This window comes from Pseudomonas sp. SORT22 (assembly GCF_018417635.1).
Classification (GTDB): Bacteria; Pseudomonadota; Gammaproteobacteria; order Pseudomonadales; family Pseudomonadaceae; genus Aquipseudomonas.
Genome location: NZ_CP071007.1, coordinates 96,878 through 111,121, shown reverse-complemented (window position 1 = coordinate 111,121; position 14,244 = coordinate 96,878). Strand labels below are relative to the sequence as shown.

The following is a 14,244-nucleotide window of genomic DNA, read 5'->3' as shown; positions in this document are numbered from 1 at the left end:
TCGAGTCGTCGCACCGCCGCTCCTACAGTGGGAGCAACTGTCTTGATCAGGCTGTTTGCACTCGCCAAGGGGTATTGTCCCGCAGCATTGCATTCAGCCTGACGATCAGCACCCGCATACAGGCCACGAGGGCTACCTTGGCACACTTGCCACGCTCCCGAAGTGCTTCGTAGCGTGCTTTAAATTCCGTATTGTGGCGGATGATGATCCAGCTCGACATGTACAGGACTCGCCTTACATGCGCCCGGCCACCCCATATCTGGCGGTGCCCTTGATGGCTACCGCTATCGTTGTTGTAAGGCGCTACGCCCACTAGCGCGGCGATCTGACGGCGGTCCAATTGCCCCAGCTCTGGCAGTGAGGCGAGCAGATTTGCGGCGGTTACCCGACCAATTCCGCTCACCGCCAACAACTGACGCGCCCTGGTGTCGTCCAGTTGCACCATCGCCTGGTCAATTTCTTCGTCGAGGCGTTTGATCAGCACTTTCAGCTGCTCGATGTGCTCATCAAAGTGGGCCATCACCATTGCCGAGCGGCATTGCAGGCGACGCCGTTTGTAGTCATCACGGCTCTGCACAAATTGGGCGCGCTGCTTCACCAACTCGCGCAGTTCTTCGCGTTCCGGGCTGATCGGTTGGCCTTGAGGAGCGCTGAGGTGTGCTGCGAAGTCCGCAAGGACCTCGGCGTCGATCTTGTCGGTTTTGGCTTTTTTACCCATCGCCTCGGCGAATTTCCGCGCACGGGCTGGGTTGATGCAGATGGTTTCGAAACCCGCCGAGCGCAATGCAATCAGCACTTCTTTCTCGTAGCCGCCGGTCGCTTCAATCAACACTCTGCTGATCTTGAAGTCCTTCAGTCGCCCGATCAGCACATCAAAGCCCGGGCGCTCATTGATTACTTCGAAGCGGATTTTCTGAGGTTTGATGCAGATTTCCAACGTGGCTTTGGCAGTGTCGATTCCAACAGAAGACAACATGGCTGAACCCTCTTACACTCAGTTGTGAGAGCGCTCTGGCTTGGCCCACGCTTGTGATTCGAGAGGCGCTCAATCAACTGTTCGGGCTCGGGCCAGAGTGGAGAGGTGAATGGCAGCTTTGCTCCCACACGTGCTTTAAGCACTACCGGCGTACAGCTTGCCATTCACCGCTCTCACTTCTGATTCTATTCCAACCTCAAGACACAAGCGGCGGTGCGGCGACCCGACTTGCCCCGCGATAGGGTCTCAGCCGCGCTGGAACGCCTGGTGCAGTTGCGCCAAGGTCGCAAAGTGGTAGGCCGGCTGCTCCGCCGTCAACTCTTCATGGCTACCAAAGCCATACCCCACCGCTACCGCTTCCAGGCCGTTGCTGCGGGCGCCGATCAGGTCGTGCTTGCGGTCGCCGATCATCAGGGTGTGCGCAGGGTCCAGGGCTTCTTCGGCCAGCAGGTGGCGGATCAGCTCGACCTTGTTGGTGCGGGTGCCATCCAGCTCGCTGCCGTAGATCACCTTGAAGTACTTGGCGAAGTCGAAATGGCGGGCGATCTCGCGGGCAAACTCCCAAGGTTTGGAGGTGGCGATATACAGGGTGCGGCCCTGCCCTTGCAGGGTTTCGAGCATTTCGCTGACGCCGTCGAACACCTGGTTTTCGTATAGGCCGGTGACCTTGAAGCGTTCGCGATAGAAATTCACCGCGTCCCAGGCCTTGGCCTCATCAAAATCATAGAACTGCATGAAGGCCTGCAGCAGCGGCGGGCCGATGAAGTGTTCCAGGCGCGTCAGGTCCGGCTCGTCGATGCCCAGCTTGGCCAGTGCGTACTGGATCGAGCGGGTGATACCCAGGCGCGGGTCGGTCAGGGTACCGTCGAGGTCAAAGAGGATGTTTTGCTGGTGCATGGCGGTCTCGAATAAGGCGGTGGACAGGTTCACTCGGGCAGGTGATAGCCTTCGGCCAGGTGCTGGTCCTTGAGTTTGACGTAGTTGCCGGCGCTGTAGGGGAAGAACGCGCGCTCCTTCTCGCTCAGGGCGCGGGCCTGCTTGACCGGGCTGCCGACGTACAGAAACCCGCTTTCCAGGCGCTTGCCCGGCGGTACCAGGCTGCCAGCGCCGATGATCACTTCGTCTTCGACGACGGCGCCATCCATGATGGTACTGCCCATGCCGACCAGGATGCGGTTGCCCAGGGTGCAGCCGTGGAGCATGACTTTGTGACCAATGGTTACCTCATCGCCAATCAGCAGCGGGAAACCGTCCGGGTTGAACGGCCCGGCATGGGTGATGTGCAGCACGCTGCCATCCTGCACGCTGGTGCGCGCACCGATGCGGATGCGGTGCATATCGCCGCGGATCACCGTCAATGGCCACACCGAGCTGTCGGCACCGATCTCGACATCACCCAGTACCACGGCACTGCGGTCGACAAAGGCGCGTTCGCCAAGCCTGGGAGTGTGATGCTGGAAGCTACGGATGGCCATGATAGGAATTCTCTTTGGTATGGATAGGGCTGCGGTCGGCGTCGATTGTAATTAAGATGGGGAAGTGTTTCTTCTGCCAAGGTGTTTAACCGTGAGTGCGAACAACCCGCTTCTGCAGTCTTATGACTTGCCGCCCTTCTCGGCGATCCGTGCCGAGCATGTGCAGCCGGCGATTGAACAGATCCTGGCCGACAACCGTACAGCCATTGCCGACATCCTCAAGGCCCAGGGCAAGAGCCCGAGCTGGGCCGGCCTGATCCTGGCCATGGACGAACTCAACGACCGCCTGGGCGCCGCCTGGAGCCCGGTCAGCCACCTCAATGCCGTGTGCAACAGCGCCGAACTGCGCGAAGCCTACGAGGCTTGCTTGCCGGCGTTGAGCGCGTATGCCACCGAAATGGGCCAGAACCGCGAGCTGTTTCAGGCCTATGAGGCATTGATCGCCAGCCCCGAAGCTGCCGGTTTCGATGTGGCACAAAAAACTATTCTTGAACACGCCCTGCGAGACTTCCGCCTGTCGGGTATCGACCTGCCGGCCGAAAAGCAGCAGCGTTACGCGCAAGTGCAGAGCAAGCTCAGCGAGCTGGGCAGCCGTTTCTCCAACCAGCTGCTAGACGCCACCCAGGCCTGGACCAAGCATGTCAGCGACGAAGCGGCGCTTGCCGGCCTGACTGATTCGGCCAAAGCACAAATGGCCGCCGCGGCGCAGGCCAAGGGCCTCGACGGCTGGCTGATCAGCCTGGAGTTCCCCAGCTACTACGCGGTAATGACCTACGCCGAAGACCGCGCCCTGCGCGAAGAAATCTACGCCGCCTACTGCACTCGCGCCTCCGACCAGGGCCCGAATGCCGGCCAGTTCGACAACGGCCCGGTGATGGCCGAGATTCTCGACCTGCGTCAGGAGCTGGCCGAGCTGCTCGGTTACGCCAACTTCGCCGAGCTGAGCCTGGCGACCAAGATGGCCGAGTCCAGCGACCAGGTGCTGAGCTTTCTGCGTGACCTGGCCAAGCGCAGCAAACCGTTTGCCACCCAGGACCTGGCCCAGCTCAAGGCCTATGCCGCCGAGCAGGGTTGTCCGGACCTGCAGAGCTGGGACAGCGGCTTCTACGGGGAAAAACTCCGTGAACAGCGCTACAGCGTTTCCCAGGAAACCCTGCGCGCCTACTTCCCGATCGACAAGGTGCTGAGCGGCCTGTTTACCATCGTCCAGCGCCTGTACGGCATCGAAATTGCCGAACTCAAGGGCTTCGACAGCTGGCACCCGGACGTGCGCCTGTTCGAAATCAAGGAGCACGGCCAGCACGTCGGGCGCTTCTTCTTCGACCTCTATGCCCGCGCCAACAAGCGTGGCGGTGCCTGGATGGACGGCGCCCGCGACCGTCGCCTGACCGCTGACGGCCAGCTGCAGAGCCCGGTGGCCAACCTGGTGTGCAACTTCACCCCGGCCGCCCCCGGCAAGCCGGCGTTGCTGACCCACGACGAAGTCACCACCCTGTTCCACGAATTCGGCCATGGCCTGCATCACCTGCTGACCCGCATCGAGCATGCCGGTGTCTCCGGTATCAACGGCGTGGCCTGGGACGCGGTCGAGCTGCCGAGCCAGTTCATGGAAAACTGGTGCTGGGAGCCTGAAGGCCTGGCGCTGATTTCTGGCCACTACGAAACTGGCGCAGCCCTGCCCCAGGATTTGCTGGAGAAGATGCTGGCGGCGAAGAACTTCCAGTCCGGGCTGATGATGGTTCGCCAGCTGGAATTCTCGCTGTTCGACTTCGAACTGCATGCCAGCCACGGCGACGGCCGCAGCGTGCTGCAAGTGCTCGAAGGCGTGCGCGACGAGGTTTCGGTCATGCGCCCACCGGCGTACAACCGCTTCCCTAACAGCTTTGCGCATATCTTTGCCGGTGGCTACGCAGCCGGTTACTACAGCTACAAGTGGGCGGAAGTACTGTCGGCCGACGCCTTCTCGCGCTTCGAAGAAGAAGGCGTGCTCAATGCCGACACCGGCCGCGCCTTTCGCGAAGCGATCCTGGCCCGTGGCGGTTCCCAGGAGCCGATGCTGCTGTTCGTCGACTTCCGTGGCCGCGAGCCGTCAATCGATGCACTCTTGCGCCACAGTGGCCTGAGTGAGGAAGTGGCGGCATGAGTGATGGGCCTGTGGTAACGAAAAAGCGCTTTATCGCCGGGGCGGTCTGCCCGGCGTGCAGCGAGCCGGACAAACTGATGATGTGGAGTGAAGACAGCGTTCCGCACCGGGAATGTGTGGCCTGCGGTTTTTCTGACACCCTTAACGAGCAAGGGCTGTCGGTGCCCAAGGAACTGGGTACGCGGGTCAACAAGGTCGAGGTGAAACCTGCCGCGACCACGGTGCAGACGGTGCAGTTCTTCCCCAATCCGAAGTTGAAGAAGACAACCGAGTAAACGCGCCAGCGCCAGCATTTTCGGCTGGCGCCCAGCGGTACTGGAATCGAACACTAGCCCCGTGTACTGTATATAAAAACAGTATCCGGGGTTTTTCATGTTCAATCCTCAAGGGCCGGTGCGGGGTCGTGGCACCGCGAGCAATCCCCATAACCGCTTCGCCCCGAATCGCTCGGTGGCCGAGGATGACGGTTGGTACCAGGAAGTGCCCCTGACCCAGGGTACCGAAGTACGCATCGAAACCGCCAAGACCATCATCACCCGCAACAACTCGCCCGACCTGCCCTTCGATCGCTCGATCAATCCTTATCGCGGCTGCGAGCACGGCTGTATCTACTGCTATGCCCGGCCCAGCCACGCTTATTGGGATCTGTCGCCGGGGCTCGACTTCGAAACCAAGCTGATTGCCAAGACCAACGCTGCCGCCGTGCTCGAACAGCAACTGAGCAAGCCTGGCTATGTGTGCGCACCGATCAACCTGGGCTCCAACACCGACCCCTACCAGCCCATTGAACGCGAGCAACAACTGACCCGGCGCCTGCTCGAAGTGCTGCTGCGCTACCGGCACCCGGTTACCATCGTCACCAAGGGCTCACTGATTCTGCGCGACCTGGACCTGCTCGCCGAGCTTGCCCGGCAGAATCTGGTACAGGTGATGATCAGCCTGACCACCCTGGACGACGAGCTCAAGCGTACGCTGGAGCCACGGGCAGCGGCGCCCAAGGCACGTCTGCGGGCGATCCGGGTGCTGGCCGAGGCCGGTGTGCCGGTGGGTGTGCTGTGTTCGCCGATGATCCCGATGATCAACGACAGCGAGCTTGAGCACTTGCTCGAGGCGGCCAAGGCCAGCGGCGCCCTGAACGCGGCCTACATGATGCTGCGCCTGCCACTGGAGGTGGCACCGCTGTTCGAGCAATGGCTGCAGGACCATTACCCGCAACGGGCCAATCATGTACTGAGCCTGATCCGCCAGAGCCGCGGTGGTGAGTTGTACGACAGCCGCTTCGGTGCGCGCATGCGCGGCGAGGGGGTATTTGCCGAGTTGCTGGCGCAACGCTTCAGCAAGGCGATCCGCCGCCTGGGGCTGAATCGGCGCGAAGGCTACGCGCTTGATTGCACAGCGTTTTGTCCTCCAGGCGGGCAGATGTCGCTGCTCTGATTTCATTAATGGGTATTGGCCATTAATGTTTTTTTGCTATTATCCAGACACCTCTTTGAATCTCTGGAACGCCCGTTCTAGAGCCTCGCAATTCAGTTTGAGTTAAGTTTCGCCGAGTAGCGTAGGAATTCAGTCAACAACTGATGTGATGGTTGGCGCGCGTATTTCATCCAACTGTCATACGCCGTTTGAATCATCAACCCGGTAAAATGGACTTAACCCAAAACCGTCAAAGAGGATGAATCATGCCCGTCAAGGACCCATCCAAGGTTGTCCCGCAAGCCCCAGCCGAGAGCGCCGATGCCGCTCTGAAGCATATCGTCGACGGCTTCCTGCGCTTCCATCATGACGTTTTTCCCGAGCAGCAAGAGCTGTTCAAGAAACTCGCCACCGCGCAAAAGCCCCGTGCGATGTTCATCACCTGTGCCGACTCGCGCATCGTACCCGAGCTGATTACCCAGAGCTCCCCTGGCGACCTGTTCGTGACCCGCAACGTCGGTAACGTCGTGCCTCCCTACGGGCAGATGAACGGCGGTGTGTCCACCGCCATCGAATATGCGGTGCTGGCCCTGGGTGTTCACCACATCATCGTCTGCGGTCACTCCGATTGCGGCGCCATGCGTGCGGTGCTCAACCCGCAGAGCCTGGAGAAAATGCCGACGGTCAAAGCCTGGCTGCGCCATGCCGAGGTCGCCCGCACGGTGGTCGAAGACAACTGCTCCTGTGGCAGCGAGCATGAAAGCATGCAGGTGCTGACCAAAGAAAACGTCATCGCCCAGCTGCACCACTTGCGCACTCACCCGTCGGTGGCTTCGCGCCTGGCAGCCGGCCAGCTGTATATCCATGGCTGGATCTACGACATCGAAACCAGCCAGATCGAGGCCTATGACGCCGCCAGCGACAGCTTCCTGCCGCTAGCCCAAGGCCAGCCGATCCCCTGCGCCACCCCCAAAGGCCGCTACTAAGCGTCCCTGACACCCCCGCGAATCGCTGATTGACGGCTGCACCTGCCTGGTGCGGCCTGGTCATCGACTGCCTTGAATCTCCCTGATTGCCGTGCCGGCGCCCGCTGGCGGTATGCGGCTGCGCGTAAGTCAGGGGTTGTGCCAGCGGCCATTGGAATGGCCATGAAACGTGAGAGAAGGAGTAACAGGGTGAACAAGACACAAGTGAAAGCGGCCTTGCCGCGTGAATTACTGGCGTCAGTAGTCGTGTTTCTGGTCGCCCTGCCCTTGTGCATGGGCATCGCTATCGCCTCGGGCATGCCACCGGCCAAGGGCCTGATCACCGGGATCATCGGCGGTATCGTCGTTGGTTGGCTGGCCGGCTCGCCGTTGCAGGTCAGCGGTCCGGCCGCCGGCCTGGCGGTGCTGGTGTTCGAACTGGTGCGCCAGCATGGCGTGGCGATGCTCGGCCCGATCCTGCTGTTGGCCGGCCTGCTGCAACTGCTCGCCGGCCGTTTGCGCCTGGGCTGCTGGTTCCGGGTCACGGCGCCGGCGGTGGTGTACGGCATGCTCGCGGGTATCGGCGTGCTGATTGTCTTGTCCCAGGTGCATGTGATGTTCGACAGCGCCCCGCAACCTTCGGGCCTGGCCAACCTGCTGGGCTTTCCGGCGACCCTGGCCCAGGCGTTGCCGCTAGAAAGCCCGGGCAACGGCTGGCAGGCCGGTGCGCTCGGGCTCGGCACCATCGCCATCATGTGGGGGTGGGAGCGCTTGCGCCCGCAGTCGCTGCGCTTCGTGCCTGGGGCTTTGCTAGGCGTGGCCTTGATGACCGCGATCAGCATCTGGCTGGCATTGCCGGTGAACCGCGTCGAAGTGCCGGCTAACCTCAGCGAAGCCATCGATTGGCTGAGCCCGGCCGACCTGCTCCACCTGGCCGACCCCAACCTGCTGGTCGCCGCCTTTGCCCTGGCCTTTATCGCCAGCGCCGAAACCCTGCTATCTGCAGCCGCTGTCGATCGCATGCACAACGGCCAGCGCTCGGACTTTGACCGCGAACTGTCGGCCCAGGGCCTGGGCAATATGCTCTGTGGCGTTCTGGGGGCACTGCCAATGACCGGGGTTATCGTGCGCAGCTCGGCCAACGTCCAGGCCGGGGCGCAAACGCGCCTGTCGGCGATCCTGCATGGGGTCTGGTTATTGGCTTTCGTGGTGGTGCTCAGCAGCGTGCTGCAGCAGATTCCGGTGGCTAGCCTGGCGGGTGTGCTGGTCTACACCGGGATCAAGCTGGTCGACTTCAAGGCCTTTCGCGGGCTGGGGCGGTATGGCCGGATGCCGATGTTCACCTATGCGGCGACAGCGTTGGCGATCATCTTCACCGACCTGCTGACCGGCGTACTGCTCGGTTTTGCCCTGACCCTGCTGAAGCTTGCGCTCAAGGCCGCACGCCTGAAAATCAGCGTGGCCAGCCTTGATCAACCGGGCCATATGCAACTGCGCCTGAGCGGTGCGGCGACCTTTCTCAAGGTGCCGGCACTGGCCCAGGTGCTGGAAGGCATTCCGCCCGGGACCACCCTGCACGTGCCGTTGGCCAACCTCAGCTACATCGACCACTCCTGCCTGGAGCTGCTCGAGGACTGGGGCCGGGCCAATTCCGGCAAGGGCTCGCGGCTGCTGATCGAGCAGCGGCGGCTCAAGCGCCGGGTCGAAGGGCGGGTGCGGACAACCGCCGGGTTGGGGGCTTGAACCGAATCAGCCTTAAGCCGACTGATCCAGCTCCAGGCCCACACCCAGCTGACGCGACAGGCACGGCCAGCGCTTCCAGGCTTCGCCGGTGTTCGGGCTGCTGAGCTTGTCGCGGTACTGCTCGACCGACTCCAGGGCAAAGCTTTCTTCGTTGAGCATCTCGTCCACCGAGTGGTGCACCACTTCATCCAGCTGGTTGGCAAACTGCTCGCCGATCAGCTGGTGGGCGATCAGGTTGGCCACAGTGGTGTCGAGCGGGATCAGCGGCTGGTTGAAGTGCTTGATGTACAAGTCGTTAACTTCTTCCACCAGGCGATGGGCCAGGTAGGCCTCATCCAGCAGGCAGCCCAGGCCGAGGTGGGTATCGGTGATGGCGGGCGGTTGCAGGAAGTACTGCTCGGCGATTTTCAGCACCGGTTTGATCTGCGACTCGATGCCGGCTTCGCGGGCAACCTCGTTGGCCGCCTCCAGCAGTTCCGGTACCTGATCGATATAGGCGTCGACGAAGCGCACCAGGGCGCCTTGGGCATCGGCCTCTGGCAGATGGATCGAAGGGTGCAGGTGGGGTAGCTGGTTTTCCAGTTGAGTTTTCAGTTGGCCGGTTTCGGTCTCATGTTGACGGGCACGGGTAATCTGCTCGCGCAAAGCGGCGATGTTCATGACAACTCCAGGGTAAAGGCGTGACAAACGGAAGACATAAGGTAGCTCGGTTCTGAAAATGCCTAAGACGCATTTGGCATAACCATTAACAACTTAATATTCGCCAATTATATCTAAATGCCATCATTGTGCCTCAAGCCAGGTAATTAGCGGCTTTGCGCGCAAACGTTCAACTTCTGCCGATGTTTTCCCTGTGCGCATTGCGGCGCCGGGGTCGCTGTCTATACTCCGGTTTGAAAGTGATTCGCTGATGAGGCCCGACTGCAGTTCGCAGGGGCTCGGTCGTCGAAGTTCGCAGTCTTGGCCGCCGTACCCTTAGCCGTAGGTCCACGCCTCCGGGATAACAAGAACGATAAGGGGAACCCGCAATGATGCGACATCCACATGTCTGGATGGGCCTCCTGTTGTGGTCGGTATTCGGTCAGGCGCACGCCGCCTGGACCGTGAACATGGCGCCAGGGGCGACTGAAGTCAGCAACGCAGTGTTCGACCTGCACATGACCATTTTCTGGATTTGCGTGATCATCGGCCTGGTGGTCTTTGGCGCAATGTTCTGGTCGATGATCATCCACCGTCGTTCCACCGGCCAGCAGCCCGCGCATTTTCACGAGCACACCTGGGTCGAGATCATGTGGACGGTGGTGCCGTTCCTGATCCTGGTGGCCATGGCCATTCCGGCGACCAAGACCCTGATCGATATCTACGATGCCAGCGAGTCGGACGTCGATATCCAGGTCACCGGCTACCAGTGGAAATGGCATTACAAATACCTGGGCCAGGATGTCGAGTTCTTCAGCAACCTGGCTACCCCCGCCGATCAAATCCACAACAAAGCGCCCAAGGACGAGCACTACCTGCTCGAAGTCGACCAGCCGCTGGTGCTGCCGGTGGGTGCCAAGGTGCGCTTCCTGGTCACCGCCGCCGACGTTATCCATTCCTGGTGGGTGCCGGCCTTTGCGGTCAAGCGCGATGCCATTCCAGGCTTCGTCAACGAAGCCTGGACCCGGGTCGAGAAGCCCGGCATCTACCGCGGCCAGTGCACCGAGCTGTGCGGCAAGGACCACGGCTTCATGCCGGTGGTGGTCGAAGTCAAGTCCAAGGCCGACTACGACACCTGGCTCGGCGAGCGCAAGGCCGAGGCGGCCAAGCTCAAGGAGCTGACCAGCAAGGAATGGACCCTGCAAGAGCTGGTCGAGCGCGGCGACAAGGTTTACCACACCACCTGCGTGGCCTGTCACCAGGCCGAAGGTCAGGGCCTGCCGCCGATGTTCCCGGCGCTCAAGGGCTCGAAAATTGCCACCGGACCCAAGGAAGATCACCTGAGCCTGGTCTTCCACGGCAAGCCGGGCACGGCCATGGCCGCCTTCGGCAAGCAGCTCTCGGAAGTCGATATCGCCGCCGTAGTGACCTACGAACGTAATGCCTGGGGCAACAACAAGGGCGATATGGTCACGCCAAAAGACGTGCTGGCGCTCAAACAGGCAGAAAGCAAATGAGCCGGGTTGATGCCTATCCGCGCCCCCGCCACCGGACTGCAGGAGACAGGACATGAGCGCAGTGATCGACGACCACAGCCACGGTCATGAGCACGCCCACGGGCCGGCCAAGGGCCTGATGCGCTGGGTGCTGACGACCAACCACAAAGACATCGGCACCATGTACCTGTGGTTCAGTTTCATGATGTTCCTGCTCGGCGGCTCGTTCGCCATGGTCATCCGCGCCGAGCTGTTCCAGCCCGGGCTGCAGATCGTCCAGCCGGAGTTCTTCAACCAGATGACCACCATGCACGGCCTGGTGATGGTCTTCGGCGCGGTGATGCCGGCCTTCGTTGGCCTCGCCAACTGGATGATCCCGCTGATGATCGGCGCGCCGGACATGGCCCTGCCACGCATGAACAACTTCAGCTTCTGGCTGTTGCCGGCCGCGTTCCTGCTGCTGGTCTCGACCCTGTTCATGCCCGGTGGCGGACCGAACTTCGGCTGGACCTTCTACGCCCCGCTCTCAACCACCTACGCGCCGGAAAGCGTGACCTTCTTCATCTTCGCCATCCACCTGATGGGCATCAGCTCGATCATGGGCGCGATCAACGTCATCGCCACCATCCTCAACCTGCGTGCCCCGGGCATGACCCTGATGAAAATGCCGCTGTTCGTCTGGACCTGGCTGATCACCGCCTTCCTGCTGATCGCGGTGATGCCGGTACTGGCGGGCGTGGTGACCATGATGCTGATGGACATCCACTTTGGCACCAGCTTCTTCAGCGCTGCCGGCGGTGGTGACCCGGTATTGTTCCAGCATGTGTTCTGGTTCTTCGGCCACCCCGAGGTGTACATCATGATCCTGCCGGCCTTCGGCGCGGTCAGCTCGATCATCCCGGCGTTCTCGCGCAAGCCGCTGTTCGGCTACACCTCGATGGTCTATGCCACCGGCGCGATTGCCTTCCTGTCGTTTATCGTCTGGGCCCACCACATGTTCGTGGTCGGCATTCCGGTGGTCGGCGAGCTGTTCTTCATGTACGCGACCATGCTGATCGCGGTGCCCACCGGGGTGAAGGTGTTCAACTGGGTGAGCACCATGTGGGAAGGCTCGCTGACCTTCGAGACCCCGATGCTGTTCGCCATCGCCTTCGTCATTCTCTTCACCATCGGCGGCTTCTCCGGATTGATGCTGGCGATTGCTCCGGCGGACTTCCAGTACCACGACACCTACTTCGTGGTGGCTCACTTCCACTACGTGCTGGTGCCCGGGGCGATCTTCGGCATCTTCGCCTCGGCCTACTACTGGCTGCCGAAGTGGACCGGGCACATGTACGACGAAACCCTGGGCAAGCTGCACTTCTGGTTGTCGTTCATCGGCATGAACATGGCCTTCTTCCCCATGCACTTCGTCGGCCTGGCCGGCATGCCGCGCAGGATCCCCGACTACAACCTGCAGTTCGCCGACTTCAACATGATCTCCTCGATTGGCGCCTTCACCTTCGGCGCCACGCAGATCTTCTTCCTGTTCATCGTCATCAAGTGCATTCGCGGCGGCGCTCCGGCGCCGGCCAAACCCTGGGATGGCGCCGAAGGGCTGGAATGGTCGGTGCCGTCACCGGCGCCTTACCACACCTTCCAGACTCCACCGGAAGTGAAATGAACCGCTTCGGCCTGAGGATGCAGCCATGAGTGAAGGGACCTCGCTCAAGCGCCTGGTGTGGCGGCTGATGCTGCTGACCGTGGTGATGTTCGCCTTCGGTTTTGCCCTGGTGCCGATCTACGACGTGATGTGCAAGGCGTTCGGCATCAACGGCAAGACCGGCGGCCAGTACGAAGGCACCCAGGTCAGCGACCTGAACCGCACGGTGAAGGTGCAGTTCATGTCGACCAACGCCAGCGACATGGTCTGGGATTTTTATTCAACCGCCGACCAGATCGACGTCAACCCGGGGGCGGTCAACCAGATGGTGTTCATCGCTCGCAACCCGACCGACAAACCCATGAGCGCCCAGGCCATCCCCAGCATTACCCCAGCCGAGGCGGCGGCGTATTTCCACAAGACCGAATGCTTCTGCTTTACCCAGCAGGTGCTGCAGCCGGGGGAGCGCATCGAAATGCCGGTGCGTTTCATCGTTGACCGTGACCTGCCCAAGGATGTGAAACACCTGACGCTGGCTTACACGCTGTTCGATATCACCGCTCGCCACCCGCCGGTCGCACACCTGGCGGACCCGGTTGCACAGGGCGCCCGATAAGGAGAACACCACGATGGCTTCCCATGAGCATTATTACGTACCGGCGCAAAGCAAGTGGCCGATCATTGCCACGGTCGGCATGTTCATCACTGTGTTCGGCCTCGGCACCTGGTTCAACGACCTCAAGGCCGGGCGGCCGGAGTCCCACGGGCCGTGGATCTTTTTCTTCGGTGCCTTGTGCCTGGCCTACATGTTGTTCGGCTGGTTCGGCGCGGTGGTCAAGGAAAGCCGCGCCGGGCTCTACAGTCCGCAGCTGGACCGCTCGTTCCGCTGGGGCATGTCGTGGTTCATCTTTTCCGAGGTGATGTTTTTCATCGCCTTCTTTGGCGCGCTGTTCTACGTGCGCAACCTGGCCGGGCCCTGGCTTGGTGGCGACGGCGCCAAGGGCGTGGCGCACATGCTGTGGCCGAACTTCGAGTTCTCCTGGCCGCTACTGAACACGCCAGACCCGAAACTGTTTCCGCCGCCCAAAGACATCATCGACCCCTGGCACTTGCCGCTGATCAACACCATTTTGCTGGTCAGCTCCAGCGTCACCATCACCATCGCCCACCATGCCCTGCGCAAGAACCATCGCGGGCCACTCAAGGCCTGGCTGGCGCTGACCATCCTTCTTGGCTTGTCGTTCCTGGTGCTGCAGGCCTACGAGTATCACGAAGCCTATACCGAACTGGGGCTGACCCTGGGTTCGGGTATCTATGGCGCAACCTTCTTCATGCTCACCGGGTTCCACGGCGCCCACGTGACCATGGGCACCCTGATTCTGATCGTGATGCTGGTGCGCATCCTGCGCGGGCATTTCAACGCCGACAAACACTTCGGTTTCGAGGCGGCCAGCTGGTACTGGCACTTCGTCGATGTGGTCTGGGTGGGGCTGTTTATCTTCGTTTACGTGCTGTAGCCGGGTTCAGAACGGCGCGTGGGAAACCAACTGGCCGCTGTAGAAACCCCAGGTCACCAGGGCCAGGGTCAAGGCGGCCAGGGTGACACGAATAGTCAGGGCTTTGAGCAGGCGAGTCGACTGTCCGTCGTCCTTGACCAGAAAGAACAGGCCGCTGAACAGGCTGGCGATGGTCGCCAACAGCATCAGGACAATCGCGGCTTTGAGCATGGCGAAACTCCGGGGGGATGCAGTG

The 14,244-nt window shown here is 61.5% G+C and carries 14 protein-coding genes; 9 read left to right on the top strand and 5 right to left on the bottom strand.

Annotated features, from left to right (window positions below):
- Positions 1 to 46 precede the first annotated feature (46 nt).
- The 3 genes from JYG36_RS00470 to JYG36_RS00460 all read right to left on the bottom strand — a co-directional run bounded on the left by JYG36_RS00470 (position 47) and on the right by JYG36_RS00460 (position 2,451).
- Positions 47 to 976 carry an IS110 family transposase gene (locus JYG36_RS00470; RefSeq protein WP_213601769.1) on the bottom strand — a complete coding sequence of 310 codons (930 nt, stop codon included), beginning with the start codon at positions 974 to 976 and terminating at the stop codon, positions 47 to 49.
- Positions 977 to 1,222: 246 nt separating this feature from the next.
- Positions 1,223 to 1,873 (bottom strand): HAD family hydrolase, encoded by a 651-nt coding sequence (locus tag JYG36_RS00465; RefSeq protein ID WP_213602816.1) that lies wholly within the window; start codon positions 1,871 to 1,873, stop codon positions 1,223 to 1,225.
- Positions 1,874 to 1,902: 29 nt separating this feature from the next.
- Positions 1,903 to 2,451, bottom strand: a complete 549-nt coding sequence (locus JYG36_RS00460) for a gamma carbonic anhydrase family protein (RefSeq protein ID WP_045200720.1) — start codon at positions 2,449 to 2,451, stop codon at positions 1,903 to 1,905.
- 91 nt (positions 2,452 to 2,542) lie between these two features.
- Here JYG36_RS00460 and prlC point away from each other — a divergent pair, with 91 nt between their 5' ends.
- From prlC to JYG36_RS00435, 5 genes are all read left to right on the top strand, one after another.
- Positions 2,543 to 4,594 carry an oligopeptidase A gene (gene prlC / locus JYG36_RS00455; RefSeq protein WP_045200718.1) on the top strand — a complete coding sequence of 684 codons (2,052 nt, stop codon included), beginning with the start codon at positions 2,543 to 2,545 and terminating at the stop codon, positions 4,592 to 4,594.
- Positions 4,591 to 4,869, top strand: a complete 279-nt coding sequence (locus JYG36_RS00450; protein WP_045200716.1) for a YheV family putative zinc ribbon protein — start codon at positions 4,591 to 4,593, stop codon at positions 4,867 to 4,869. Before prlC ends, JYG36_RS00450 begins: the two co-directional genes overlap by 4 nt.
- Positions 4,870 to 4,966: 97 nt before the next feature.
- Positions 4,967 to 6,028 carry a PA0069 family radical SAM protein gene (locus JYG36_RS00445; RefSeq protein ID WP_213602815.1) on the top strand — a complete coding sequence of 354 codons (1,062 nt, stop codon included), beginning with the start codon at positions 4,967 to 4,969 and terminating at the stop codon, positions 6,026 to 6,028.
- Between the two features lie 245 nt (positions 6,029 to 6,273).
- Complete coding sequence (locus JYG36_RS00440) at positions 6,274 to 6,993, top strand: carbonic anhydrase (RefSeq protein ID WP_045200712.1); 720 nt, start codon at positions 6,274 to 6,276, stop codon at positions 6,991 to 6,993.
- Positions 6,994 to 7,182: 189 nt separating this feature from the next.
- Positions 7,183 to 8,715: a SulP family inorganic anion transporter gene (locus tag JYG36_RS00435; RefSeq protein ID WP_249744386.1), complete on the top strand. Its 1,533-nt coding sequence runs from the start codon at positions 7,183 to 7,185 to the stop codon at positions 8,713 to 8,715.
- Positions 8,716 to 8,727: 12 nt separating this feature from the next.
- Here JYG36_RS00435 and JYG36_RS00430 read toward each other — a convergent pair whose 3' ends face one another.
- Positions 8,728 to 9,375, bottom strand: a complete 648-nt coding sequence (locus JYG36_RS00430; protein ID WP_213602813.1) for a hypothetical protein — start codon at positions 9,373 to 9,375, stop codon at positions 8,728 to 8,730.
- A 368-nt stretch (positions 9,376 to 9,743) separates the two neighbouring features.
- On the opposite strand from JYG36_RS00430, the gene coxB reads away from it, so the two are divergent.
- The 4 genes from coxB to JYG36_RS00410 are packed head-to-tail and all read left to right on the top strand — an operon-like array spanning position 9,744 to position 14,009.
- A complete protein-coding gene (gene coxB, locus JYG36_RS00425; RefSeq protein ID WP_213602812.1) occupies positions 9,744 to 10,871 on the top strand; it encodes a cytochrome c oxidase subunit II in 1,128 nt (375 codons plus the stop codon).
- Positions 10,872 to 10,923: 52 nt separating this feature from the next.
- Positions 10,924 to 12,513, top strand: coding sequence for a cytochrome c oxidase subunit I (gene ctaD / locus JYG36_RS00420; RefSeq protein WP_045200704.1), 1,590 nt, complete (start codon positions 10,924 to 10,926; stop codon positions 12,511 to 12,513).
- Positions 12,514 to 12,538: 25 nt separating this feature from the next.
- Complete coding sequence (locus JYG36_RS00415) at positions 12,539 to 13,108, top strand: cytochrome c oxidase assembly protein (protein ID WP_038997842.1); 570 nt, start codon at positions 12,539 to 12,541, stop codon at positions 13,106 to 13,108.
- Between the two features lie 13 nt (positions 13,109 to 13,121).
- Entirely contained in the window at positions 13,122 to 14,009 is an 888-nt protein-coding gene (locus JYG36_RS00410) for a cytochrome c oxidase subunit 3 (protein ID WP_045200702.1), read from the top strand.
- Positions 14,010 to 14,015: 6 nt separating this feature from the next.
- Here JYG36_RS00410 and JYG36_RS00405 read toward each other — a convergent pair whose 3' ends face one another.
- A complete protein-coding gene (locus tag JYG36_RS00405) occupies positions 14,016 to 14,219 on the bottom strand; it encodes a twin transmembrane helix small protein (RefSeq protein WP_045200700.1) in 204 nt (67 codons plus the stop codon).
- Between the last annotated feature and the right edge of the window lie 25 nt (positions 14,220 to 14,244).